The sequence below is a fragment of the Streptomyces sp. NPDC051310 genome, from assembly GCF_044455245.1.
Classification (GTDB): Bacteria; Actinomycetota; Actinomycetes; order Streptomycetales; family Streptomycetaceae; genus Streptomyces.
Window position 1 is genome coordinate 79096 of the sequence record NZ_JBITEO010000008.1, and the last position, 24571, is coordinate 103666.

At 73.5% G+C, this 24571-nt stretch carries 19 protein-coding genes and 2 pseudogenes; 20 read left to right on the forward strand and 1 reads right to left on the reverse strand.

From position 1 onward, the window contains the following. Positions 1 to 6 precede the first annotated feature (6 nt). Positions 7 to 528 carry an isochorismatase family protein gene (locus ACIA79_RS14015; RefSeq protein ID WP_399428475.1) on the forward strand — a complete coding sequence of 174 codons (522 nt, stop codon included), beginning with the start codon at positions 7 to 9 and terminating at the stop codon, positions 526 to 528. Continuing rightward, on the forward strand, positions 525 to 941 hold the full coding sequence (locus ACIA79_RS14020) for a (2Fe-2S) ferredoxin domain-containing protein (protein WP_399428476.1): 417 nt from the start codon (positions 525 to 527) through the stop codon (positions 939 to 941). Before ACIA79_RS14015 ends, ACIA79_RS14020 begins: the two co-directional genes overlap by 4 nt. Before the next feature lie 128 nt (positions 942 to 1069). Here ACIA79_RS14020 and fdhD read toward each other — a convergent pair whose 3' ends face one another. Then, positions 1070 to 1918 carry a formate dehydrogenase accessory sulfurtransferase FdhD gene (fdhD, locus tag ACIA79_RS14025; protein WP_399428477.1) on the reverse strand — a complete coding sequence of 283 codons (849 nt, stop codon included), beginning with the start codon at positions 1916 to 1918 and terminating at the stop codon, positions 1070 to 1072. Between the two features lie 459 nt (positions 1919 to 2377). Here fdhD and ACIA79_RS14030 point away from each other — a divergent pair, with 459 nt between their 5' ends. From ACIA79_RS14030 to ACIA79_RS14115, 18 genes and pseudogenes are all read left to right on the forward strand, one after another. Beyond that, complete coding sequence (locus ACIA79_RS14030; RefSeq protein WP_399428478.1) at positions 2378 to 3325, forward strand: beta-ketoacyl-ACP synthase III; 948 nt, start codon at positions 2378 to 2380, stop codon at positions 3323 to 3325. Positions 3326 to 3621: 296 nt separating this feature from the next. Beyond that, positions 3622 to 4803 carry an ROK family protein gene (locus ACIA79_RS14035; RefSeq protein WP_399428638.1) on the forward strand — a complete coding sequence of 394 codons (1182 nt, stop codon included), beginning with the start codon at positions 3622 to 3624 and terminating at the stop codon, positions 4801 to 4803. 327 nt (positions 4804 to 5130) lie between these two features. Continuing rightward, positions 5131 to 6657: a sugar ABC transporter ATP-binding protein gene (locus ACIA79_RS14040; protein ID WP_399428479.1), complete on the forward strand. Its 1527-nt coding sequence runs from the start codon at positions 5131 to 5133 to the stop codon at positions 6655 to 6657. After that, complete coding sequence (locus ACIA79_RS14045) at positions 6654 to 7667, forward strand: ABC transporter permease (protein ID WP_399428480.1); 1014 nt, start codon at positions 6654 to 6656, stop codon at positions 7665 to 7667. Before ACIA79_RS14040 ends, ACIA79_RS14045 begins: the two co-directional genes overlap by 4 nt. Before the next feature lie 48 nt (positions 7668 to 7715). Further along, positions 7716 to 8753 (forward strand): substrate-binding domain-containing protein, encoded by a 1038-nt coding sequence (locus ACIA79_RS14050; protein WP_399428481.1) that lies wholly within the window; start codon positions 7716 to 7718, stop codon positions 8751 to 8753. Between the two features lie 47 nt (positions 8754 to 8800). Then, on the forward strand, positions 8801 to 10012 hold the full coding sequence (locus ACIA79_RS14055; RefSeq protein WP_399428482.1) for a Gfo/Idh/MocA family protein: 1212 nt from the start codon (positions 8801 to 8803) through the stop codon (positions 10010 to 10012). 12 nt (positions 10013 to 10024) lie between these two features. Then, the gene (locus ACIA79_RS14060; RefSeq protein ID WP_399428483.1) at positions 10025 to 11029 is read left to right on the forward strand and encodes a sugar phosphate isomerase/epimerase family protein; all 1005 of its coding nucleotides are present in this window, start codon (positions 10025 to 10027) and stop codon (positions 11027 to 11029) included. A 256-nt stretch (positions 11030 to 11285) separates the two neighbouring features. Further along, positions 11286 to 15005 carry a ThuA domain-containing protein gene (locus tag ACIA79_RS14065; RefSeq protein ID WP_399428484.1) on the forward strand — a complete coding sequence of 1240 codons (3720 nt, stop codon included), beginning with the start codon at positions 11286 to 11288 and terminating at the stop codon, positions 15003 to 15005. A gap of 87 nt (positions 15006 to 15092) precedes the next feature. Further along, positions 15093 to 16220: an inositol-3-phosphate synthase gene (locus ACIA79_RS14070; RefSeq protein WP_399428485.1), complete on the forward strand. Its 1128-nt coding sequence runs from the start codon at positions 15093 to 15095 to the stop codon at positions 16218 to 16220. Positions 16221 to 16246: 26 nt separating this feature from the next. Beyond that, on the forward strand, positions 16247 to 17629 hold the full coding sequence (locus ACIA79_RS14075) for an SCO3242 family prenyltransferase (protein WP_399428486.1): 1383 nt from the start codon (positions 16247 to 16249) through the stop codon (positions 17627 to 17629). Next, complete coding sequence (locus ACIA79_RS14080; RefSeq protein ID WP_399428487.1) at positions 17626 to 18519, forward strand: sugar phosphate isomerase/epimerase family protein; 894 nt, start codon at positions 17626 to 17628, stop codon at positions 18517 to 18519. Before ACIA79_RS14075 ends, ACIA79_RS14080 begins: the two co-directional genes overlap by 4 nt. After that, complete coding sequence (locus ACIA79_RS14085) at positions 18516 to 19136, forward strand: EboA domain-containing protein (RefSeq protein WP_399428488.1); 621 nt, start codon at positions 18516 to 18518, stop codon at positions 19134 to 19136. Before ACIA79_RS14080 ends, ACIA79_RS14085 begins: the two co-directional genes overlap by 4 nt. Continuing rightward, on the forward strand, positions 19136 to 19984 hold the full coding sequence (locus ACIA79_RS14090) for a TatD family hydrolase (RefSeq protein WP_399428489.1): 849 nt from the start codon (positions 19136 to 19138) through the stop codon (positions 19982 to 19984). Before ACIA79_RS14085 ends, ACIA79_RS14090 begins: the two co-directional genes overlap by 1 nt. 12 nt (positions 19985 to 19996) lie before the next feature. Continuing rightward, positions 19997 to 20867 (forward strand): annotated as a pseudogene (eboE, locus tag ACIA79_RS14095) (metabolite traffic protein EboE); the annotation flags it as partial. A gap of 92 nt (positions 20868 to 20959) precedes the next feature. Then, a pseudogene (locus ACIA79_RS14100) lies at positions 20960 to 21256 on the forward strand (xylose isomerase); the annotation flags it as partial. After that, positions 21253 to 22632, forward strand: coding sequence for a nucleotide pyrophosphatase/phosphodiesterase family protein (locus tag ACIA79_RS14105; RefSeq protein WP_399428490.1), 1380 nt, complete (start codon positions 21253 to 21255; stop codon positions 22630 to 22632). The pseudogene ACIA79_RS14100 and the gene ACIA79_RS14105, both read left to right, overlap by 4 nt. Before the next feature lie 43 nt (positions 22633 to 22675). Further along, the gene (locus ACIA79_RS14110) at positions 22676 to 23737 is read left to right on the forward strand and encodes a sugar phosphate isomerase/epimerase family protein (RefSeq protein ID WP_399428491.1); all 1062 of its coding nucleotides are present in this window, start codon (positions 22676 to 22678) and stop codon (positions 23735 to 23737) included. A 194-nt stretch (positions 23738 to 23931) separates the two neighbouring features. Continuing rightward, on the forward strand, positions 23932 to 24570 hold the full coding sequence (locus tag ACIA79_RS14115) for an HAD family acid phosphatase (protein WP_399428492.1): 639 nt from the start codon (positions 23932 to 23934) through the stop codon (positions 24568 to 24570). Position 24571: the final 1 nt, after the last annotated feature.

Genomic DNA, 24571 nt, shown 5'->3' on the forward strand with positions numbered 1-24571 from the left:
GACGCCATGCCCGCATTCGATGCCAGCCGCGCCGCGCTCGTCCTGGTCGACCTGATGGAGCGCATCGTCGCCCTGCCGCTCGCCCCCCGCCCCGGGGGCGAGGTCGTCGCCACCGCCACCGGTCTCGCGGCGGCGTTCCGCGCGGCGGGCGCGCCCGTCGTCCTCATCCGCGCCGAGCGCCCGGGCACCGACCCCCAGCCCCCGGGCAGCGGCTTCGTCCCCGGTCTGGTCCAGGACGGCGACCTCGTCGTCGTCAAGCGCACCATCGGCGGCTTCCACGGCACCGCGCTGCACGACCTGCTCACCGAGCGCGGTGTCACGACCCTCGTGTTCGGCGGCATCGCCACCAACCTCGGCGTCGAGTCCACCGCCCGCTCCGCCGCCGACCTGGGCTACGACCTGTACTTCGCCGAGGACGCCCTGACGGCCCTCACCCCCGAGGAGCACCGGGCGGCCGTCGAGCTGAACTTCCCGCGCCTCGGGACCGTCACGCGGGCTGCCGCCCTGACGCCGGACGCCGCCCGGTGAACCGCGACCCGCTGAACCGCGACCCCGCCGCCCGCTCCTGGATACGCCCCGGCGCGTCCCGCCCCTGCAGCCTCGTGGTCTGCCGGGGCTGCTGCTGCGGCGACGCCCGCAAGCACCCCGGCACCGACCACGCCGGTCAGCTGCGGCGGCTGCAGGAGGCCGCGGCCGCCTCCGGCGGGCGGCTCGCCGTCCGCACCAGCGACTGCCTCGGCCCGTGCGGCCAGGCCAATGTCGTGGTCGTACAGCCTTCCACGGAGGGTCGCCGGCGGGGCGCCCGTGCCGCGTGGGTCGGCTGGGCGCTGGACGACGACTGCCTCGACGACATCCTGGCGTGGGTCGAGGCGGGCGGGCCGGGTGTCGCGCAGCCCCCGGACACGCTCACGCTCCAGATGATCGACCCGCCGCGGGCGTAGCGCTCGGGCGTGCCGCCGGCCGGCGCGGGGGCGCATCGCGGGCCGGTCCGCCGCCTCCCCGCGCTTTCCGCGGCCCGGGCCTGGTGTCGCGGCCCGGGCCATGGTGCCGCGGGCCGGACAGCCGCCGCTCAGCCCCGCGAGGCCGCGGCCGGCAGGGCGATGCGGTCCTCGCCCGCGTACACGTTCATGTTCCGGCCGCGCAGGAAGCCCACCAGTGTCAGGCCCGTCTCGGCCGCCAGGTCCACCGCGAGCGACGACGGCGCCGACACCGCCGCCAGCACCGGGATGCCCGCCATCACCGCCTTCTGGGCCAGCTCGAAGGAGGCGCGCCCCGACACCAGCAGCACCGCCCGGTCCAGCGGCAGCCGGTCCTCGCGCAGCGCGCGCCCCACCAGCTTGTCCACCGCGTTGTGGCGGCCGACGTCCTCCCGTACGTCCAGCAGCTCGCCGTCCTCCGAGAACAGCGCGGCCGCGTGCAGCCCGCCGGTCCGGTCGAAGACCCGCTGCGCCCCGCGCAGCCGCTCCGGCAGTTCCGCCAGCAGCCCCGGCTCCAGCCGCAGCGGGGGAGTGTCGGCGATGGGGAAGCGCGCGGTGGTGCGTACGGCGTCGAGGCTGGCCTTGCCGCACAGCCCGCACGACGACGTCGTGTAGACGTTGCGCTCCAGCGTGATGTCCGGCACCGGGACGCCCGGGGCGAGCTGGACGTCCACCACGTTGTACGTGTTCGAGCCGTCCTCCGTGGCGCCGGCGCAGTACACGACGGAGCGCACGTCCGACGCCGAGCCGAGGACGCCCTCGCTGACGAGGAAACCCGCCGCGAGCGCGAAGTCGTCGCCCGGCGTGCGCATGGTGATGGCGAGGGGCCGGCCGTTCAGCCGGATCTCCAGGGGCTCCTCCGCGACGAGGGTGTCGGGGCGGGCGGAGACGGCTCCGTCCCGGATGCGGATGACGCGGCGGCGCTCGGTGACCCGTCCCATGACTCCTCAGTCCCGGTTCCGGAGGTGCTGTACGTGCTGTCTGTCCTGCTGGTGGCCGCACCGGCCGTTGGCGCGGAGGGTGCCGTGGGCCACCGGGCTGTCGTGCGGTGAAGGCGACCTCGACCGTCTCATTGTCCTGCACGCGCGGGACGAGGTCGCAGCCGGCCGGGCGGGAGGCGCGGACCGTGGCCGTCCCCGTCCGCCGCGCCGCGGTGAGGGCGGCGGTACGCCTGGGCTGCCGGACGCGGCGCGGCCCCGGTCCACACCCAGGTTGGCGGCCCTTCGGCAGACGGCCGGTGCCCCGGGAGATGTTGCGGAGTCTCCAATCGGCGGCCGGGAATCCTGTCGGATCAGCTGCCCTGTTACCGGTGAGTCGCTGGCCAGACTGGGGAACTCGTGCGCGCCCTTCCCGCGCGCCCTCCACCTCGTACGATTCGCTCACCCAAGGGGGTCCCGGGCATGACGGGCACTCGTATCGCCGCGCTCGGGCACTACCAGCCCGCCAAGGTGCTCACCAACGACGATCTGGCCGCGCTGGTCGACACCAGCGACGCGTGGATCAGCAGCCGGGTCGGCATCCGTACCCGGCACGTGGCGGGCCCGGACGAACCGGTCGACGAGATGGCCGCGCACGCGGGGGCCAAGGCCCTCGCCTCGGCCGGGCTCACCCCAGCCGACGTCGACCTGGTCCTCGTCGCCACCTCCACGGCGATCGACCGCTCCCCGAACACCGCCGCCCGGGTCGCCGCCCGGCTCGGCATGGTGTCCCCCGCCACCATGGACCTCAACGTGGTGTGCGCCGGTTTCACGCACGCGCTGGCCACCGCCGACCACGCCGTGCGCGCCGGGTCCGCGAGCCGCGTCCTCGTCATCGGCGCCGACAAGATGACCGAGGTCGCCGACTGGACGGACCGGACCACCTGCGTCCTGGTCGGCGACGGCGCGGGCGCGGCGGTCGTCGAGGCCGCGCCGGACTCCGCGGGCGCCGGGATCGGCCCGGTGCTGTGGGGCTCGGTGCCCGAGATGGGGCACGCCGTCCGCATCGAGGGCACCCCGCCGCGCTTCGCCCAGGAGGGCCAGTCGGTCTACCGCTGGGCCACCACCCAGCTCCCGCCCATCGCCCGCCGGGTGTGCGAGCGGGCCGGCGTCGCGCCCGAGGAGCTCGCCGCGGTCGTCCTGCACCAGGCCAACCTGCGCATCATCGAGCCGATCGCGCAGCGGATCGGCGCGGTCAACGCCGTCATCGCCCGGGACGTGACCGAGTCGGGGAACACCTCGGCCGCCTCGATCCCGATGGCCTTCTCCAAGCTCGTCGAACGCGGCGAGGTCACCTCCGGTGCGCCGGCCCTGCTCTTCGGCTTCGGCGGCAACCTGTCGTACGCCGGCCAGGTCGTCCGCATTCCGTGAGGGCACCCGGGCCGGTCCGGGGCCCGGTCCCTCCGGGGCGACGGCCCGCACCGCCGCCACGCCGACCGCGGACCAGCGGCGCTGTGCGAACCGGCCTGCTGCCGGCCGTCGTTCGGGCCGCCGCCCCCCTTTGTCCTCGGTGAGGAGAAAGTCGGCGCGGATTGCTGCGCAACTTCTTCCCCCTGTGGCAAAGCGCTGCTACGTTCCCCTGCGAAAGCCCGGTCGGACACGGCGGCTGTCCGCCGGTCCGTGAGGCAACGCCGAGCCATGGAGGCGGGGAGGGGCGCGTGAGACGTATGACGGCTCGACCCGCCAATGCGCACCAGGCGCGGCTGCTGCGGCTGCTGCGTGACGGCGGACCCAACTCCCGGGCCCAACTGGGCGACCAGGTCGACCTCTCCCGCTCCAAGCTCGCCGTCGAGGTCGACCGTCTCCTGGAGACCGGCCTGGTGGTGGCGGACGGCCTGGCCGCCTCGCGCGGCGGGCGCCGCTCGCACAACATCCGCCTCGCGCCCGCCCTGCGCTTCCTCGGTGTCGACATCGGCGCCACTTCGGTCGACGTGGCGGTCACCAACGCGGAGCTGGAGGTCCTCGGCCACCTCAACCACCCCATGGACGTGCGCGAGGGCCCCGTCGCGGTCTTCGAACAGGTCCTCGCCATGGCCGCCAAGCTCAAGGCGTCCGGCCTCGCCGAGGGTTTCGACGGCGCCGGGATCGGCGTACCGGGACCGGTCCGCTTCCCCGAGGGCGTACCGGTGGCGCCGCCGATCATGCCCGGCTGGGACGGCTTCCCGGTGCGCGAGGCGCTCAGCCAGGAGCTCGGCTGCCCGGTCATGGTGGACAACGACGTGAACCTGATGGCGATGGGGGAGCAGCACGCGGGCGTCGCCCGCTCGGTCGGCGACTTCCTCTGCGTCAAGATCGGTACCGGCATCGGCTGCGGCATCGTCGTCGGTGGCGAGGTCTACCGCGGTACGACCGGCAGCGCCGGCGACATCGGGCACATCCAGGTCGTCCCGGACGGCCGCGCCTGCGCGTGCGGCAACCGGGGCTGCCTGGAGGCGCACTTCAGCGGCGCCGCGCTCGCCCGGGACGCCGAGGACGCGGCGCGCGCCGGCCGGTCGGAGGAACTCGCCCGCCGCCTGGAGGGCGCGGGGCGGCTCACCGCCGTGGACGTCGCCGCGGCCGCGGCGGCCGGTGACGCCACGTCCCTCGCGCTGATCCGGGAGGGCGGCAACCGGGTCGGCCAGGTCATCGCCGGGCTCGTCAGCTTCTTCAACCCGGGCCTGGTGGTGATCGGCGGTGGCGTCACCGGCCTCGGCCACAACCTGCTCGCCAGCGTCCGTACCCAGGTCTACCGCACGTCACTTCCCCTGGCGACGGGCAATCTGCCCATCGTGCTGGGGGAGCTGGGCGCGGCCGCCGGAGTCATCGGCGCCGCGCGGCTCATCAGCGACCACCTGTTCTCCCCGGCCTGACGCCGACCGCCCCGGGCCCGGGCTCGGGACCGGGGACTGCACCCGCGCATCACCGCACCGCACCCGTACCGCCGTCCAGCGCACAGCCGTTCAGCCGTACCCGTCCTCGTACCACCACCGGCACCAGCACCTGCGACCGCCCCTACGACCGCACCGGCGCCCCGCACCCCACCGGCACCGCCCGCACGGGACGGCACCCGCACCCGGTGCCGTACCGCCCCCGCACAGCCATGGGTGCGCGCCCCCGTACCGGCACGCGCACCCGTTCCTGATCCTCCGCCCTGTCCGCTCACCGGCACCGCACACCGCCCGCCGAGGGGATTCGTCATGGCAACACCAGAACCACCGCTGCTCACCATGTCCGGGATCACCAAGGCGTTCCCCGGTGTCCGGGCCCTCGACGGCGTCGACCTGGAGGTGAGGTCCGGCGAGGTCCACTGCCTGCTGGGGCAGAACGGGGCCGGCAAGTCCACCCTCATCAAGGTGCTCGCCGGGGCCCACCAGCCCGACGCCGGCGAGATCACCTGGCGCGGCGCACCCGTCACCCTCAGGTCGCCGATCGCCGCCATGCGGCTCGGCATCGCCACCATCTACCAGGAACTCGATCTGGTGGAGGGCCTGTCGGTCGCCGAGAACGTCTTCCTCGGGCACGAGCCGACCACCGCCGGTTTCGTGGTGCGCGGCAGGCGCGCCCGCGCCGCCACCGCCGGACTGCTGCGCCGCCTCGGCCACGCGGAGATCGACCCCGGCCGGCCCGTGGCCGAGTTGTCCGCGGCCCAGCGGCAGATCGTCTCCATGGCCCGTGCGCTCTCCCACGACGTCCGGCTCATCGTGATGGACGAACCGTCCGCCGCGCTCGATCCGGACGAGACGGCCAACCTCTTCCGGATCGTCGCCGACCTCACGGCGGCGGGGGTGGCCGTCGTGTACATCTCCCACCGGCTGGAGGAGATCCGGCGCATCGGCCACCGCGTCACGGTCCTGAAGGACGGGCGGGCCGTCGCCGGCGGACTGCCGGCGGCGGCCACCCCGACCCGGGACATCGTTGCCATGATGACCGGTCGGAATGTCGAGTACGTCTTCCCCGAGCCCCGCCCCGCCGCGGGCGCACCCACCGCCCGGCCCGTCCTGACGGTCGAAGGGCTGGCGCGGGACGGCGAGTTCGCGCCCGTCGACCTCGAACTGCGGCCCGGCGAGATCGTCGGCCTGGCCGGCCTCGTCGGCTCCGGGCGCTCCGAGATCCTGGAGACCGTGTACGGCGCCCGCCGCCCCACCGCCGGGCGCGTCCTCGTCGACGGCCGGCCCCTGCGGCCGGGCAGCGTGCGTGCCGCCGTCCGCGCGGGGATCGGCCTCGCGCCCGAGGAGCGCAAGGCCCAGGGCCTGCTGATGCTCGAATCGGTCACCCGCAACGTCTCCGTGTCGTCCCTGGCCCGCTTCTCGCGCGCCGGCTGGCTCGACCGGACCGCCGAGCGCGACGCCGCGCGCCGCGCCACCCGCGAGCTGTCGCTGCGCCCCGACAACCCCGACGCCCCGGTCCGCACGCTCTCCGGCGGCAACCAGCAGAAGGCCGTCCTCGCCCGCTGGCTGCTCCGCGGCTGCCGTGTGCTGCTCCTCGACGAGCCCACGCGCGGGGTGGACGTCGGGGCACGCGCCGAGCTGTACGCCGTCATCCGGCGCCTCGCCGACGAGGGGCTGGCCGTCCTCCTCGTCTCCAGCGAGGTCCCCGAGGTGCTGGGCCTCGCCGACCGGGTGCTGGTGCTCCGGGAAGGGCGCGTCGTCCACACGGCGCCGGCCCGGGAGCTCGACGAACACCGCGTACTCGACCTCGTGATGGAAGGGAGCCCGACGCCATGACGCAGCCCGCGCCGGCCACGACCGCCGAACCACCCCTCGCCAGAGCCTCCGGGCGGCCGCCGGGCCGGCGGGCCGACGTCCGCAACCTGACCCTGCTCGGTGTCCTCGCCGTGCTGGTCGCGGTCGGCGGGATCACCAAGCCGGACCAGTTCCTCGACACCTCCAACCTCCAGCTGGTCCTCACCCAGGCGTCCGTCATCGGGGTCGTCACCGTCGGCATGACCTTCGTCATCACCAGCGGCGGCATCGACCTGTCGGTCGGGGCGATCGTCGCCCTCGCGTCCGTGTGGGCCACCACGGTCGCCACCCAGGAGTACGGCTTCGCCGGCATCCTCTTCACCGCGGTCGTCGTCGGGCTGGGCTGCGGACTGGTGAACGGGCTGCTCATCGCGTACGGCGGGCTGGTGCCCTTCATCGCGACCCTGGCCATGCTGGCCTCGGCACGCGGGCTCGCCCTGCAGATCACCGACGGCAGGACGCAGATCGTCACCGTGCAGTCGGTCCTCGACCTCGGCGTCCCCGACGCGTACCTCCTCGGCGTACCGCCGCTGGTGCTGGTCTTCGCCGCCGTCACCGTCGTCGGCTGGCTGCTGCTGAACCGGACCACCTTCGGCCGGCGGACCGTCGCCGTCGGCGGCAACGCGGAAGCCGCCCGGCTCGCCGGAATCGACGTACGCCGCCAGCGCCTCCATCTGTACCTACTGTCGGGCCTGTGCTGCGGCATCGCGGCCTTCCTGCTGATCGTCCTCGCGGGTTCCGGCCAGAACACCAACGGCAACCTGTACGAGCTCGACGCGATCGCCGCCGCCATCATCGGAGGCACCCTGCTCAGCGGCGGACGCGGCACCATCGCCGGCTCCGTGCTCGGTGTCCTCGTCTTCACCACGATCACCAACATCTTCGCCCTCAACAATCTCCAGAGCGACGTCCAGCAGATCGCCAAGGGCGCGATCATCGTCGCCGCCGTCCTGGTCCAGCGCCGTACCGCGCGCGACGCCGACGGGGCCTGACGCCCCGGCACCTCCGCACGACCGCCCTACGGAAAGGGTTCCACCACCATGCCCGAAACCAGCCGCAGAGGACTGCTGACCCTCACCGCCGCCGCCTCCGCCGGCGCCCTGCTGTCCGCCTGCACCAGCAACGAGCCGAAGAACGCCGGCCCGGCCGCCGGCGGCGCCCCGGCCGCCGACGACAAGCCCGGCACGCCCGTCACCATCGGTTTCGCCGGCCCGCAGGCCGACCACGGGTGGCTCAACGCCATCAACGTCAACGCCAAGGAGCGGGCGAAGAAGTACTCCGAGGTGACGCTGGAGATCACGGAGGGGTCGAACGACACCGCCACCCAGATCGGCCAGATCCAGACGCTCATCAACAAGAAGGTCGACGTGCTGGTGATCCTGCCGGCCGACGGCAAGGCCCTCACACAGGTCGGACTCCAGGCCATGAAGGCCGGCATCCCGGTGATCAACCTCGACCGGGTCTTCGCCTCCCCCCAGGCCTACCGCTGCTGGATCGGCGGCGACAACTACGGCATGGGCCTCAACGCCGGCCGCTGGATCGGCGAACGGCTCAAGGACAAGCCTGACGCCAAAGTCGTCGAACTCGCCGGGATGGACAACCTGGAGCTCACCAAGCAGCGCACCCAGGGCTTCGACGACGCACTGAAGAACTACCCGAACATCCGGAAGGTGGCGCGGCAGGCGGCCGAGTTCACCGTCGAGTCCGGGCAGGCCAGGATGGCGCAGCTCCTCCAGGCCCAGCAGCGGTTCGACGCGTTGTGGAACCACGACGACGACCAGGGCGTGGGCGCCCTGCGGGCCATCCAGCAGGCGGGCCGCGACGACTTCGTCATGGTCGGCGGTGCGGGCGCCAGGTCGGCGATGGACGCCATCAAGGCCGACAAGGGCGTCCTCAAGGCGACGGTGCTCTACCCGCCGACCATGGCCGCGTCCGCCATCGACCTGGCCCGGGCACTGGGCCGGAAGAAGGGCATCGGCGGCATGTCCGAGCTGGAGATCCCCGCCTCGATCACCCTGTACTCGGCGGTGGTCACCAAGGAGAACGTCGACGAGTACCTGCCCACGGGCTTCAGCTGACCCCGGTCGGCCCGTCCCCACCGAGCAACCGACGAGGAGGAACCCGTATGGCGCAGGCGCAGAAGAGAGCGGCGGACCGTCAGGAGGCGGCACCCGCACTGGGAATCGGCATGGTCGGGTACGCCTTCATGGGCGCCGCGCACTCGCAGGGGTGGCGCACCGTGGGCCGGGTCTTCGACCTGCCCGTGCGGCCCCGGCTCGCGGCGGTCTGCGGACGCGACCCGGCCGCCGTGCGGGCCGCCGCAAACCGGCACGGCTGGGCCGCCGCCGAGACCGACTGGCGGGACCTCGTCGCCCGGGACGACGTCCAACTGGTCGACATCTGCACGCCCGGCGACAGCCATGCCGAGATCGCGATCGCCGCGCTGGAGGCGGGCAAGCACGTGCTGTGCGAGAAGCCCCTGGCGAACACGGTCGCCGAGGCGGAGGCCATGGCGGCGGCCGCCGCGCGGGCCCGTGCGCGCGGCCAGGTGGCGATGGTCGGGTTCAACTACCGTCGCGTACCGGCCATGACGTACGCGCGGCGGATGATCGCCGAAGGGCGGCTGGGCGTGCTGCGGCACGTGCGGGTGGCGTACCTCCAGGACTGGCTGGTGGACCCCGCCTTCCCCCTGACGTGGAGGTTGCAGCGCGCGCACGCCGGGTCGGGCGCGCTCGGCGACCTCGGCGCGCACATCGTGGACCTCGCCCAGTACCTGGCGGGGGAGCGGCTGGTGGGCGTCTCCGCGCTCACCGAGACGTTCGTACGGGAACGGCCCCTGCCCGCCGGGGCGTCCGCGGGGCTGTCGGCGCCGGGGGGTGCCGAGCGCGGTGCGGTCACGGTCGACGACGCCGCGGTGTTCACCGGACGGCTGGCTTCCGGAGCGCTGGCCACCTTCGAGACGACCCGGATGGCGGCGGGCCGCAAGAACGCCCTGCGCCTGGAGATCAACGGCGAGCGCGGTTCGCTCTCCTTCGACCTCGAGCGGCTGAACGAACTGTCGTTCCACGACCAGACCGAGCCCGCCCGGTCGGCCGGCTTCCGCCGGATCCTCGTCACCGAACAGGACCACCCGTACCTGGAGGCATGGTGGCCGCCGGGCCACGCCCTCGGCTACGAGCACACCTTCACCCACCAGGCGCGCGACCTGGTGGACGCCATCGCCTCGGGCACCGAGCCGGCCCCGTCCTTCGAGGACGGGCTCCAGGTGCAGAGGGTGCTGGCGGCCGTGGAGGAGAGCGCGGAGAAGAACGCCGTCTACACCCCCGTCACCGTCTAGGAGGCCGCAGCCGTGCCACGTCCCTTCACCCTCTTCACCGGCCAGTGGGCCGACCTGCCCCTGGAGGAGGTCTGCCGGCTCGCCCGTGACTTCGGCTACGACGGGCTGGAACTCGCCTGCTGGGGCGACCACTTCGAGGTCGACAGGGCCCTCGCCGATCCGTCGTACCTCGACGGGCGGCGCGCCCTGCTCGACACGTACGGGCTGCGGTGCTGGGCGATCTCCAACCACCTGGTGGGCCAGGCCGTCTGCGACCACCCCATCGACGAGCGCCACCGGGCCATCGTGCCGCCGCGCGTCTGGGGCGACGGAGACCCCGAGGGCGTCCGGCAGCGGGCGGCGCGGGAGCTCGCGGACACCGCGCGGGCGGCCGCCGCCTTCGGCGTCCAGACCGTCATCGGCTTCACGGGCTCCTCCATCTGGCACCTGGTGGCGATGTTCCCGCCGGTCCCCGAGCGGATGATCGAGCGGGGGTACGAGGACTTCGCCGAGCGCTGGAACCCGGTCCTGGACGTCTTCGACGCGGAAGGCGTGCGCTTCGCCCACGAGGTGCACCCGAGCGAGATCGCGTACGACTACTGGACGACGCAGCGCGCCCTGGAGGCGGTGGACCGGCGCCCGGCCTTCGGGCTGAACTTCGACCCCAGCCACTTCGTGTGGCAGGACATCGACCCCGTCGGTTTCCTGTACGACTTCCGGGACCGGATCTACCACGTCGACTGCAAGGAGGCACGGCGGCGCCTGGACGGCCGCAACGGCCGGCTGGGCTCCCACCTGCCGTGGGGCGACCCGCGGCGCGGCTGGGACTTCGTGTCGGCCGGGCACGGCGAGGTGCCGTGGGAGGACGTGTTCCGGATGCTGCGGTCGATCGGCTACGACGGGCCGGTGTCGGTGGAGTGGGAGGACGCCGGCATGGACCGGCTGACGGGTGCTCCGGAAGCGCTTGCCACCCTCAAGCGGTACGACTTCGACCCGCCGTCCGCGTCCTTCGACGCCGCCTTCGGGGGTGGCGACTAGAGCATCACCGCAGGTCGAGGCCCGGTGGCCAGGGGGCTGCCGGGCCGGTCCGGCCTGCCCCTGCACGGCTTTGTCCTGCGCCGGGAAAAAGTTCAACCGAACTGCGGCGCAAGGGCTTTCGGCACCGGACCAACCCGGCTACGGTCCCTGAGGTGTACAGGACAGACCAGCGTGACGGCGCACGCCGGTCCCCGGACATCCGGACATCCCGCCCCCGTACGACCGGCTCACGGCCGGCCTTTTCCGGAGGACACTCGTGCACAGACAACGGCTCCGCGGGCGCAACGCGCTCGCACTCCTCACCGGTGGCCTGCTCGCCATGACGTCGTTCGCCCTGGGCGCCGGGCAGGGCGCCGCAGCCGCACCCGCCGCACCGGCTTCCTCCGAGGCGGCAGCCGCCGCCGAGGAGCAGTTCCAGCAGGTCACCCTCGCCAAGGGCGGCGAGGAGGTCGGCGAACCGATGTCGCTGGCCGTACTGCCCGACCGCAGCGTGCTGCACACCTCCCGGAACGGCGAACTGCGCCGCACCGACGCGGCCGGGAACACCAAGGTCATCGGCACCGTACCGGTCTACTCGCACGACGAGGAAGGACTCCAGGGCATCGCCCTCGACCCCGCCTTCGAGCGGAACCGGGCCGTCTTCCTCTACTACGCGCCGCCGCTCGACACCCCGGCCGGTGACGCGCCCACCGACGGCACGGCCGCCGACCTCGCCCGGTACGAAGGCGTCAACCGGCTCTCCCGCTTCGTCCTCAAGGCCGACGGCACCCTCGACAACGCCAGCGAGAAGAAGGTCATCGACATCCCGGCCACGCGCGGCATCTGCTGCCACGTCGGCGGTGACATCGACTTCGACGCGCAGGGCAACCTCTACCTCTCCACCGGCGACGACTCCAACCCGTTCGCCTCCGACGGCTACACCCCCATCGACGACCGCCCCGGCCGCAACCCCGCCTACGACGCCCGGCGGACCTCGGGCAACACCAACGACCTGCGCGGCAAGATCCTGCGCATCAAGGTCGCCGACGACGGCTCGTACACCGTCCCCGACGGCAACCTCTTCGCACCCGGAACGGCCAGGACGCGGCCCGAGATCTACGCGATGGGCTTCCGCAACCCCTTCCGCTTCAGCGTCGACAAGAAGACGGGCGTCCTGTACGTCGGCGACTACGGGCCCGACGCGGGCGCGGCCGACCCCCGGCGCGGTCCGGCGGGACAGGTCGAGTTCGCCCGCGTCACCAAGCCGGGCAACTTCGGCTGGCCCTTCTGCACCGGCGCCAACGAGCCCTACGTCGACTACGACTTCGCCACCGAGGTCTCCGGCGCCGCCTTCGACTGCGCGGCTCCCAGGAACGACTCCGCGCTCAACACCGGCCTGGTGGACCTGCCGCCGGCCGAGCCCGCGTGGATCCCGTACGACGGCGGGTCGGTGCCCGAGTTCGGCTCCGGCTCCGAGTCGCCGATGGGCGGACCCGTCTACCGCTACGACCCCGCGAACACCTCTCCCGTGAAGTTCCCCGAGGCGTACGACGGCGACTTCTTCGCCGGTGAGTTCGGACGCCGCTGGATCAAGCGCATCGAGCACGGCGCCGACGGCGCCGTCCGGTCCATCAACCCGGTGCCGTGGACCGGCACCCAGGTGATGGACATGGCCTTCGGCCCCGACGGCGCGCTGTACGTCCTCGACTACGGCACCGCCTGGTTCGGCGGCGACGAGAACTCCGGTCTGTACCGCATCGAGAACGCCACCGGCGGCCGCTCCCCGATCGCGGAGGCCTCGGCGAACAGGACTTCCGGCAAGGCGCCGCTGCGGGTCGCCTTCTCCTCGGCCGGCACCACGGACGCCGACGGCGACACCCTCACCTACACCTGGGACTTCGGCGACGGCACGCCACCCTCCACGGCCGCCCACCCGACGCACACCTACCGGAGGAACGGCACCTACACCGCCACCGTGACCGCCAAGGACCCGACCGGGCGGACCGGCTCGGCCGGCGTGCACGTCGTCGTCGGCAACACGGCGCCCACGGTGACGCTGAACCTGCCGGAGAACGGCGCGCTGTTCAGCTTCGGCGACGAGATCCCGTTCAAGGTGACCGTGACCGACCCGGAGGACGGCACGATCGACTGCGCCAAGGTCAAGGTCACGTACATCCTCGGCCACGACAGCCACGGCCACCCGGTCACCTCCGCCAACGGCTGCACCGGCACCATCAAGACGTCCGCCGACGGCGGGCACGACCCGAACGCCAACATCTTCGGCGTCTTCGACGCCGAGTACACCGACGGCGGTGGCGGCGGCCAGGCCGCACTGACCAGCCACGACCAGGCACAGCTCCAGCCCCGCCACCGGCAGGCCGAGCACTTCTCGTCGCAGTCCGGCGTCCGTACGTACGACAAGCCCACCGCCCACGGCGGCAGGACCGTCGGTGACATCGACGACGGCGACTGGATTTCCTTCACGCCCTACCACCTGACCGGCTCGACGAAGCTCACCGCCCGCATCTCGTCCGGTGGCGCGGGCGGCTTCCTGGAGGTGCGCACCGGCTCGGCCACCGGCACGCTCCTGGGCTCGGCCCCGGTGCCGGTGACCGGCGGCTGGGAGACCTTCCAGGACGTCGACGTACCGCTGCGGGCCGTCCCCCGGCGGACCACCGAGCTGTTCCTGGTGTTCAAGGGCGGCAGCGGCGCCCTGTACGACATCGACGACTTCGAGCTGTCGAGCACGCCGGTGGACCGCACCGCCAAACGCGTACTGGTCTTCTCCCGGACGGCCGGCTTCCGCCACGACTCCATCCCGGCGGGGACCGCCGCGCTCAAGGAGCTGGGCGCGTCGAGCAACATCACCGTCGACGCGACCGAGGAGCCCCGCCAGTTCACCACCGGCAACCTCGCCCGGTACGACGCCGTCGTCTTCCTGTCCACCACCGGTGACGTCCTCGACGCGGACCAGCAGAAGGCGTTCGAGAACTACGTCGCCACCGGCGGCGGGTACGTGGGCGTCCACGCGGCCGCCGACACCGAGTACGACTGGGAGTTCTACGGCGGGCTGGTCGGCGCCCGCTTCGCCTCCCACCCGCACATCCAGTCCGCGACCGTGCGCGTCGAGGATCACGACCACCCGGCGACCGCGCACCTGCCGTCCGCCGGCTGGCAGCGCACGGACGAGTGGTACAACTACCGCACCAATCCGCGCGGCCAGGCCCGGATCCTCGCCACCCTCGACGAGACCACCTACGAGGGCGGCACCATGAGGGGCGACCACCCGATCGCCTGGTGCCGGAGCTACGAGGGCGGACGCGCCTTCTACACCGGCGGCGGCCACACCGCCGCGTCCTATGACGAGCCCGCCTTCCGCCGGCACCTGCTCGGCGGCCTGCGGTACGCCACCGGTCAGGTCCGCGCCGACTGCACGCCGCGGACCGGCTACCGGGACCTCTTCAACGGGCACTCGACGGAGGGCTGGAAGCAGGCCGGCCCGGGCAGGTTCACCGTCGTGGACGGCGAACTGCGCACCGAGGGCGGCATGGGGCTGATGTGGTACCAGGCGAAGGAGCTCTCGTCCTACTCGCTGCAGCTCGACTGGAAGCTGGCCGGCGACGACAACTCCGGAGTCTTCGTCGGCTTCCCGGCCTCCGACGACCCGTGGTCGGCGGTGCACCGGGGGTACGAGATACAGATCGACGCCACCGACGCACCCGACCGCACCACCGGCGCCGTCTACGGCTTCGCGTCGGCCGACCTCAAGGCCCGGGACCGGGTGCTGCGGCCCCCCGGCCAGTGGAACAGCTACGAGATCCGGGTCCGGGGGGGGCGGCTCCAGGTCTTCCTCAACGGAGTGAAAATCAACGACTTCACCAACACCGACCCGGCCCGGAGCCTGAAGGACGGCTTCATCGGCCTGCAGAACCACGGCGCCGACGACCAGGTGTCCTTCCGCAACATCCGACTCAAGGAGCTGCCCTCGTCCTCGTAGGGCCGCGCTCCTCAAGCCGGCGGCGGGCGGGGAGGCGCCGTACCCCCGCCCGCCGTCTCGAACGCACCACACCCAGGGAGGCTGGCCATGTTCGCTGAACCTCGTGCTGATCGACGGGTCGGGGTCTGGTTCATCGGAGCGCGGGGCTCCGTCGCCACGACCGCGGTGGCGGGGTGCGCGGCGGTCGCCGCCGGGCTGTACCCACCGACGGGCATGGTCACCGAAACACCCCCCTTCGCCTCCTCCGGGCTCCCGCCCACGGCCTCCCTCGTCTTCGGCGGCCACGACACGGCGGCCTGCCCGCTGCCGAAGCGCGCGGAGGAACTGACGGCGGCGGGCGTCCTGCCGCACGGCCTGGCCGCCGCCGTCCGCGCGGAACTCGCCGCGGCGGACACGGAGATCCGCCCCGGCGGCCCCGTCCCCGGAGACAGCCGCACCGACGAAGCACTCATCACCGCCTTCACCTCCGACATCACCGCCTTCACCCGCCGCCACGACCTCGCCCGCACGGTCGTGATCAACGTCGCCTCCACGGAGCCCGCGCCGGCCCCGGACGCGGTACGGCTGCCGCCCAGCTCCCTCTACGCGGCCGCCGCGCTCCGCGCCGGCTGCCCCTACGCCAACTTCACCCCCTCCACCGGGCTGCGCGCCGACGCCCTCGCCGGGACCGCCGCCACCTGCGGCCTTCCGCACGCCGGACGGGACGGCAAGACCGGCCAGACCCTGCTCCGCTCCGTGCTCGCCCCGATGTTCGTGCAGCGCGCCCTGGCCGTACGCGCCTGGTCCGGCACCAACCTCCTGGGCGGCGGCGACGGGGCGGCGCTCGCCGACCCCGCCGCTGCCGCCGCCAAGAACGCCGGCAAGGAACGCGTCCTGGCCGACGTGCTGGGCCACGTCCCCGAGGGCGAGGTCCACATCGACGACGTCCCCGCGCTCGGCGACTGGAAGACCGCATGGGACCACATCGCCTTCGACGGCTTCCTCGGCTCCCGGATGGTCCTCCAGACCATCTGGCAGGGCTGCGACTCGGCGCTCGCCGCCCCTCTCGTCCTGGACCTGGCCCGGCTGCTCGCCCGTGCCCACGAGGCCGGCCTCGGCGGGCCGCTGCCCGAACTCGCCTTCTACTTCAAGGACCCCGACGCGGGTCCCGCGGCCCTCCCGGACCAGTACGCGGCGCTCCTCTCCTTCGCCGCACGCCTGCGGGACGCCCGGTGACGCCCGCGCCGGGGCAGGGGGCCGGGATGCCGTCGGGATCTGCCGGTCCCGCTGCCCGGCGGCGCCTGCGACCGCCGCTGCCGGTGTGGCTCGGCCGGCGCGGCCGTGGCGAAGGCGTGCGGGTGCCGTCGGCCGGGGTGCTGCCGGCCGGGGTGGAGAAGCGCCCGGGTGGGACGCGCCTGCGGGCATGGGCGGAACTCCTGCGGGTGTCCGCCCTCTTCACCGTGCCGGGCGACGCGCTCACCGGCGCGGCGGCCGCCGGACTGGTCCCCAACCGGCGCACGGCGTTCGCCATCGGCTCGTCGCTGTGCCTGTACGAGGCGGGCATGGCCCTCAACGACTGGGCCGACCGCCACGAGGACGCCGTCGACCGCCCGCACCGCCCCCTCCCCTCCGGCCGCATCACCCCCCGCGCGGCCCTGGCCGCCTCCGCCACCCTGACCGCCGCCGGCCTCGCGCTCGCCGCCCGCGCGGGCCGCGTCCCGCTCACCGTGGCCTCCGCCCTCGCCACCACGGTCTGGGCCTACGACCTGAGCCTCAAGCACACCCGCGCGGCACCCGCCACCATGGCCGCCGCCCGCGCCCTCGACCTCCTCCTCGGCGCCACCGCCACGGCGACGGCCACGGCGACCCGCGCGCCCGGGACCGCTCCTTCGGCGTCACCGGCGGGCCGGGCCTCACCGGCGGGTCCGCGGGTGTTCCGGAGCCCCGGCGCCCGGCGCGGCGGCCCCGCGGAACGCAACGCGACACCGGCCGGGGCCGTCCGGTCGGCCGCACGAGGCGCGCTGGCCGCGCTGCCGTCCGCCGCCGCGCTGGGCGCCCACACCTACGCGGTCACCGCGGTCTCCCGGCACGAGGCGCAGGGCGGCTCCGCGATGGCCCCGCTCGCCGCGCTCGTGGCCACCGCCGCCCTCGGCGCCGTCGTCTCCCGCCCCGTCACGGCCCCGTACGGCGGGGACGGCAACCGGCCCGGCAGCTCAACCGGCAGCGTGCCCGGCAGCCGGTTCGCCCCGCCCCGGAGCTCAAGCGGCAGCCTGCCCGCGAGCTCAACCGGCAGCCCGCCCAGGGGCGCGCCCGGCAACCGGCCCGGCATCCTCCCCGCAAGCTCGACCGGCAACGCGCCCGGAGGAGTGCGCCCCGGGCCGGTCGCCGGCAGGAGCCGAGCGGGCGCCGCCCTCGCCGCCGCGGCGTATGTCCGCACCGCGGGCGTCCCCCTCTTCCACGCCGCGCTCAACCCCTCGGCACCGCTCACCCAGCGGGCCGTCGGCGGCGGCATCCGCGCCATGATTCCGCTCCAGGCCGCCCTGGCCGCCCGCGGCGGTACCGGGGGCGCCCTCGGCACCGGACTCGCCGTCCTGGGACTGGCCCCGCTCGCCCGCGCACTCGCCCGGAAGGTGAGCCCCACATGACGTTCCCGCACCCGACGACCTCCCCTTCCGCTCCCACACGGCTGCGTTACGGCTACGGCACCAACGGCCTCACCGACCTCCGGCTCGACGACGCCCTGGCCCTCCTCGCCGACCTCGGCTACGACGGCGTCGGCCTCACCCTCGACCACATGCACCTCGACCCCCTCGCCCCGGACCTCGCCGACCGCACGGCCCGGGTCGCCCGCCGCCTGGGCGAACTGGGCCTCGGTGTCACCGTCGAAACCGGCGCCCGCTACGTCCTCGACCCGCGCCGCAAGCACGGCCCCTCCCTCCTCGACGCCGATCCCGACGCGCGGGCCGCCCGCACCGCGCTGCTGGTGCGTGCCGTGCGGGTCGCCGCCGACCTCGGCGCCCACGCCGTGCACTGCTTCAGCGGCACCACGCCCGACGGCACGGACACCGCCACCGCCTGGAAGCGGTATGAAGAGGCACTCGCCCCCGTCCTGGACGCCGCGGCCGCCGCAGGTGTCCCCCTCGCCGTCGAACCCGAACCCGGCCACCTCCTCGCCACCCTCGACGACTTCCACCACCTGCGCCGCACCCTCGGCGACCCTGGTGCCCACCTCCTCGGCCTCACCCTGGACATCGGCCACTGCCAGTGCCTGGAGCCCGTACCGCCCGCCGACTGCGTCCGCGCCGCCGCGCCCTGGCTGCACCACGTCCAGATCGAGGACATGCGCCGCGGCGTCCACGAACACCTGCCGTTCGGCTCGGGCGAGATCGACTTCCCGCCGGTCCTGGACGCCCTCGCCGCCACCGGTTACCAGGGCCTCACCGTCGTCGAACTGCCCCGCCACTCCCACGCGGGCCCCGAACTCGCCCGCACCTCGATCGAGTTCCTCCGCACGAAGGGAGCGACGGCACCGTGACGCCGATTCGCAAGGAACTGGACGACCGGCTCGACGGCCCCGCCCGCGCCTGGCTCGACGAGGCCCTCGCCGAAGCGGCCCACGCCGCCGACGCCCCACCCGGCACCGGCCCGTACACCGCACCGCCCCCCTGGGAGCTGAGGTTCGCCTCCGCCGGCCGCCACTGCGGCCAGGAACACGCCGACTCCGTGCGCACCCTCCTCCTCCACGAGGCCCGTGCCGACACGGACACCCTCACCCGCCTCTACCGCCACGGCACCGCCGCCGAACGGCGCGCCGTCCTGCTCGCCCTCCCCTCACTCGTACCGGGACCGGAGGCGCTGCCCCTGGTCGAGGACGCGCTGCGCACCCACGACACCCGGCTGGTCGCCGCCGCCGTCGGCCCGTACGCGGCGGAGCACCTCGACGCGCACTCCTGGCGCCACGCCGTCCTCAAGTGCCTGTTCACCGGTGTTCCGGTCGACGCCGTCGCCGCCCTCGGCCGGCGTGCCCGCGGCGACGCCGAGCTGGCCCGGATGCTCGGCGACCACGCCGCCGAACGCACCGCCGCCGGCCGTCCCGTCCCCCCGGACCTCCACCGCGTCCTCGCGCTGACCGTCCCTCCGGAGGAGTCCTGATGCGCATCTTCGACCCGCACATCCACATGACCTCCCGCACCACGGACGACTACCAGGCGATGTACGACGCCGGGGTCCGCGCCGTCGTCGAACCGTCCTTCTGGCTCGGGCAGCCGCGCACCTCGCCCGCCAGCTTCTTCGACTACTTCGACGCGCTGCTCGGCTGGGAGCCCTTCCGCGCCGCCCAGTACGGCATCGCGCACCACTGCACCCTGGCCCTCAACCCCAAGGAGGCCAACGACCCCCGCTGCACCCCCGTCCTCGACGCCCTGCCCCGGTATCTCGTCAAGGATCCGGTCGTCGCCGTCGGCGAGATCGGCTACGACTCCATGACCCCCGCCGAGGACACCGCCCTCGCCGCGCAGCTCCAGCTGGCCGCCGCCCACGGCCTGCCCGCGCTCGTCCACACGCCGCACCGCGACAAGGCGGCCGGCCTGCGCCGCACCCTCGACGTCGTCCGCGAATCCCCCCTCCCCCCGGAGCGGGTCCTGCTCGACCACCTCAACGAGACCACCGTGAAGGAGGCCGCCGACAGCGGAGCATGGCTCGGTTTCTCCATCTACCCCGACACCAAGATGGACGAGGACCGCATGGTCGCCCTGCTCAAGACCTATGGCACCGAGCGGGTCCTCGTGAACTCGGCCGCCGACTGGGGCAGGAGCGACCCGCTCAAGACCCGCAAGGTCGGCGACGCCATGCTCGCGGCCGGGTTCACGGACGACGACGTCGACCGGGTCCTGTGGCGCAACCCCGTCGCCTTCTACGGCCTCAGCGGACGACTCCGACTCGACCTCCCCGAACCGGGACCGCTCCATGAGGGCAACTCCATCCTCCGCGGCGGGGAATGAGAGGACCCGGCCATGCGCTTCCGCCACCCGGACGGTTCCGTCGTCCACCTCGCCTACTGCACCAACGTCCACCCCGCCGAAACCCTCGACGGCGTCCTCACCCAGCTGCGCGACCACTGCGAACCCGTCCGCAGGCGCCTCGGCCGCGACCGCCTCGGGATCGGCCTCTGGCTGGCCAGGGACGCCGCGAACGCTCTCGTCGCCGATCCCTCGGCGCTGCGCCGGCTGCGCGCCGAACTGGACCGCCGCGGCCTGGAAGTGGTCACTCTCAACGGCTTCCCGTACGAGGGCTTCGGCGCCCAGGAGGTCAAGTACCGCGTCTACCGTCCCGACTGGACCCGCCCCGAACGCCTGGCCCACACCACCGACCTGGCCCGCCTCCTCGCCGCGCTCCTGCCGGACGACACCACCGAAGGGTCCGTCTCCACGCTCCCGATCGCCTGGCGCGCGCCCTTCGACGCCGCCGCGGCCGACACCGCCCGGCACGCCCTCAGGACCCTCGCCGAACGGCTCGACGCCCTCGAGGAACTGACGGGCAAGTGCGTGCGCATCGGCCTCGAACCGGAGCCCGGCTGCGTCATCGAGACCACCGCCGACGCCATCGGCCCGCTCACCGACGTGTCCAGTCCCCGCATCGGCATCTGTGTCGACACCTGCCACCTCGCCACCTCCTTCGAAGATCCGCACACCGCCCTGGACGCTCTCGTCGCCGCAGGCATCGCCATCCCCAAGGCCCAGTTGTCCGCGGCCCTGCACGCCGAACACCCCCACCTCCCCGAGGTACGGGCGGCACTCGCCGCCTTCGCCGAACCCCGCTTCCTCCACCAGACCCGCACCAGCACCCCCGCCGGCCTGCGCGGCACCGACGACCTCGCGGAAGCCCTGCGCACCGACGCCCCGCGCACCGCCCGGCCGCCCACCGGCACCTCGAACCGCCAGGCGTCCGACGGCCAAGCGCTTTCGGGTGGCGCGTCCGCCGGTGGCGCGCTCCCCGACACCAGCCCGTGGCGCGCCCACTTCCACGTCCCCCTCCACAGCCCGCCCGCCCCGCCGCTCACTTCCACGCTGCACGTCCTCCGCGACGCCCTGGCCCGGCTCGTCGGCGGCCCGGTCCCGCACACCCGCCACCTCGAGGTCGAGACCTACACGTGGCAGGCCCTGCCGCCGGAGCTGCGCCCCCGTACGCGCGGCCGGCTCGCCGACGGCATCGCCGCCGAGCTGACCCTCGCCCGCGACCTCCTCACCGACCTAGGCCTCAAGGAACTGCCATGACCGCCCCCACCCCCCTCCTGGTCCTGGACGTCGTCGGCCTCACCCCCCGTCTCCTCGATCACATGCCGCGGCTGCAGGAGCTCGCCCGGTCCGGCTCACACGCCCCCCTCAGCACCGTCCTGCCCGCCGTGACGTGCGCGGCGCAGTCCACCTTCCTCACCGGCACCCTCCCTTCCGAGCACGGCATCGTCGCCAACGGCTGGTACTTCCGCGACCTGGGCGAGGTCCTGCTGTGGCGCCAGCACAACGGCCTCGTCTCCGGCGACAAACTCTGGGACGCCGCCCGCCGCGCCCACCCCGGCTACACCGTCGCCAACATCTGCTGGTGGTACGCCATGGGCGCCGACACCGACATCACCGTCACGCCCCGGCCCGTCTACTACGCCGACGGACGCAAGGAGCCCGACTGCTACACCCGGCCCCCGGCGCTCCATGACGAACTCACGGACCGGCTCGGCACGTTCCCCCTGTTCCACTTCTGGGGCCCGGGCGCCGGCATCGTCTCCAGCCGGTGGATCGTCGACGCCACCCGCCACATCCTGCGCACCCGCACCCCCGACCTCGCCCTCTGCTACCTCCCGCACCTCGACTACGACCTCCAGCGCTACGGCCCCGACGACCCGCGCGCCCACCGGGCGGCGGCCGACCTCGACGCCACCATGGCCCCCCTCCTCGACGACGCCGCGGCTGAAGGCCGCACGGTCGTCGCCCTGTCCGAGTACGGCATCACCCGGGTGAACCGGCACGTCGACATCAACCGCGCCCTGCGCCGCGCCGGTCTGCTGGAGGTGCACACCCAGGACGGCATGGAGTACCTCGATCCCATGGCCTCCCGGGCCTTCGCCGTCGCCGACCACCAGATCGCCCATGTGTACGTGCGGCGCCCGGAGGACCTCGGCGCCACCCGGCAGGCCCTCACCGGTCTGCCGGGCGTCGAGCGGCTCCTCGACGACGAGGGGAAGAAGGCGCACGGCCTCGACCACCCCCGCTCCGGGGAACTCGTCGCCGTCGCCGAGCCCGACGCCTGGTTCACGTACTACTACTGGCTCGACGACGCCCGCGCCCCGGACTTCGCCCAGCTCGTCGAGATCCACCGCAAGCCCGGTTACGACCCCGTCGAACTGTTCATGGACCCGCTCGACCCCTATGTGCGTCTGAAGGCGGCCACGGCGATCGCCCGCAAGAAACTGGGCATGCGCTACCGCCTGGCGGTCGTGCCCCTCGACCCCTCACCTATTCGCGGCAGCCATGGCCGCCTCCCCACGAGCGATGACGAAGGTCCGCTCATCGTGTGCTCCACCCCCCGCGCCGTACAGGGCCGCGTCGCGGCCACCGATGTGAAGTCCCTGCTGCTCCGGCTCGCCGGTCTCCACTGACATCCACTGAAGCACACTCCACTGACAACGAGGAGTTATCCACATGTCCCGCACGGCCAGGAAAACGGCGCACGACGCCGACCCGGAGCTCGCCCACCGCCTCAGCAGACGCGGCATGCTCGGCGTCGCCGCGGGGGCCACCGCCGCGGCCCTCCTCGGCGTGACGGCCGCCCCCGCCGCAGCCACCCCCGCCGCCGCCGGATCAGGCAGCCCGGGCCGCGGCCGCCCCGTCCTGCCCCCCGGCCGCCTCGGCATCCAGCTGTACTCCCTGCGCGACAAGGTCTCCACGCTCGGCTTCGCCGCCGTCTTCGAGGAACTCCGGCGCCACGGCTACGACGAGGTCGAGTACGCCGGCTACACACAGGGATCGGCGGGCCCCATCACGCTCGCCCAGCTCAAGCGTCTCACCCGCGACCACGGCCTGCGCGCCATCGGCAGCCACGTCGGCTACTACTCCTCCGACCCCAAGGCGTACACCTTCGCGCAGAACCTCACCCAGGTCCTCGACGACGCCCAGGCCCTCGGACTGCGGCACATCGGCACCGCGTCCGGTCCCTGGCGCTACGGCCCGACCGTCGACGGCTGGAAGCGCTGCGCCGAGGAGTTCAACCACTACGGCGCCGAGGCGAAGAAACGCGGCATGAAGTTCTACCAGCACAACCACGCCGAGGAGTTCTCCTTCGCCACCGACCGCCCGGACGTCCGCCTCTACGACGTCCTGCTCGCCGAGACCGACCCCGACCTGGTCCACCTGGAAATGGACATCTACTGGGCCTACGTGGGCCGATTCCGTTTCGGCAAGCGCGCCGACGGCACGCCCGCCCCTTTCGACCCGCTCGACTACGTGCTGCGGCAGCCGGACCGGTACCCGCTGTTCCACGTCAAGGACGGCGAACGCGACGACTCCGCCCGCGACGGCTACCGGATGGTCGACGTCGGGGACGGGGACATCGACTACCAGCGGTTCATCTCGGCGGTCACCCGCACCCACGGCGGCCGCCGCGACCACCACTGGCAGGCCGAACACGACAACCCGGCCGACTCCTTCACGTTCGCCCGCAAGGCGAGCGCCCACCTCCACTCCCTGCGGGAGAGGGACTGCTGACGATCCGTCCGTACCGCGCCCGGTCTCCTGCCCTCCGACGGCCCGAGGCCGGGCGTCCGCTTCCCGACAAACTTTCCGCTACCGACCGGTAGAGGGAATGTGGCCCTCCGTCCATCATTGAGCGCGAGCATGCCAAAGCCGTGTCCCCGAGGCCCGGCTGCCCTGAGTACCTCCCGACACCCAGGAGACCCCCCATGCATGCACGCATCCGCAGATCGGCCACGGCAGCGGTCCTCACCGCGGCGCTCCTCACGACCGCGGCCCCGGCGGCCTCCGCCACCGCCGGGCCCACCGACAGCGCGCCGCAGCTCCACTCCGCCGGCGTGGCGACCACGGCCTCCGTCGACTACGCCACCTGGCAGCGCGACGTGGCGGCCGTCATCGCGGTCGCCCGCCCCTACCTCGACCAGCGCACGTCCGAACCCTCCGCCGAGAAGAGGGCGATCGTCCTCGACATCGACAACACCTCGCTGGAGACGGACTTCCACCCCTTCTGGGAGTACCCGACCGCCGCCGTCAAGCCGGTGCTCGACCTCGCGCGCTTCGCCGACTCCCGTGGCGTCGACGTCTTCTTCGTCACCGCCAGGCCCGGGATCATCTACTCCCTCACGCACTACAACCTGAGGAAGGCCGGCTACCCGGTCGACGGGCTGCACGTGCGGGACCTGCCCGACCTCTTCCAGGAGGTGAGCGTGTACAAGACGGCCGAGCGCGCCGCGATCGAGGCGAAGGGGTACACGATCATCGCCAACATCGGCAACAAGGAGAGCGACCTCGTGGGCGGCCACGCGGAGAAGACGTTCAAGCTGCCCGACTACGGCCAGCTGTCCTGAC

What these genes read in the sequence shown, in the direction of transcription:
- ACIA79_RS14015 (WP_399428475.1), top strand. Translation starts at nt 7, where the DNA reads ATGCCCGCATTCGATGCCAGCCGCGCCGCGCTCGTCCTGGTCGACCTG.
- fdhD (WP_399428477.1), bottom strand. Translation starts at nt 1,918, where the DNA reads ATGGGACGGGTCACCGAGCGCCGCCGCGTCATCCGCATCCGGGACGGA.
- ACIA79_RS14030 (WP_399428478.1), top strand. Translation starts at nt 2,378, where the DNA reads ATGACGGGCACTCGTATCGCCGCGCTCGGGCACTACCAGCCCGCCAAG.
- ACIA79_RS14035 (WP_399428638.1), top strand. Translation starts at nt 3,622, where the DNA reads ATGACGGCTCGACCCGCCAATGCGCACCAGGCGCGGCTGCTGCGGCTG.
- ACIA79_RS14040 (WP_399428479.1), top strand. Translation starts at nt 5,131, where the DNA reads ATGGCAACACCAGAACCACCGCTGCTCACCATGTCCGGGATCACCAAG.
- ACIA79_RS14045 (WP_399428480.1), top strand. Translation starts at nt 6,654, where the DNA reads ATGACGCAGCCCGCGCCGGCCACGACCGCCGAACCACCCCTCGCCAGA.
- ACIA79_RS14050 (WP_399428481.1), top strand. Translation starts at nt 7,716, where the DNA reads ATGCCCGAAACCAGCCGCAGAGGACTGCTGACCCTCACCGCCGCCGCC.
- ACIA79_RS14055 (WP_399428482.1), top strand. Translation starts at nt 8,801, where the DNA reads ATGGCGCAGGCGCAGAAGAGAGCGGCGGACCGTCAGGAGGCGGCACCC.
- ACIA79_RS14070 (WP_399428485.1), top strand. Translation starts at nt 15,093, where the DNA reads ATGTTCGCTGAACCTCGTGCTGATCGACGGGTCGGGGTCTGGTTCATC.
- ACIA79_RS14075 (WP_399428486.1), top strand. Translation starts at nt 16,247, where the DNA reads ATGCCGTCGGGATCTGCCGGTCCCGCTGCCCGGCGGCGCCTGCGACCG.
- ACIA79_RS14080 (WP_399428487.1), top strand. Translation starts at nt 17,626, where the DNA reads ATGACGTTCCCGCACCCGACGACCTCCCCTTCCGCTCCCACACGGCTG.
- ACIA79_RS14090 (WP_399428489.1), top strand. Translation starts at nt 19,136, where the DNA reads ATGCGCATCTTCGACCCGCACATCCACATGACCTCCCGCACCACGGAC.
- ACIA79_RS14105 (WP_399428490.1), top strand. Translation starts at nt 21,253, where the DNA reads ATGACCGCCCCCACCCCCCTCCTGGTCCTGGACGTCGTCGGCCTCACC.
- ACIA79_RS14110 (WP_399428491.1), top strand. Translation starts at nt 22,676, where the DNA reads ATGTCCCGCACGGCCAGGAAAACGGCGCACGACGCCGACCCGGAGCTC.
- ACIA79_RS14115 (WP_399428492.1), top strand. Translation starts at nt 23,932, where the DNA reads ATGCATGCACGCATCCGCAGATCGGCCACGGCAGCGGTCCTCACCGCG.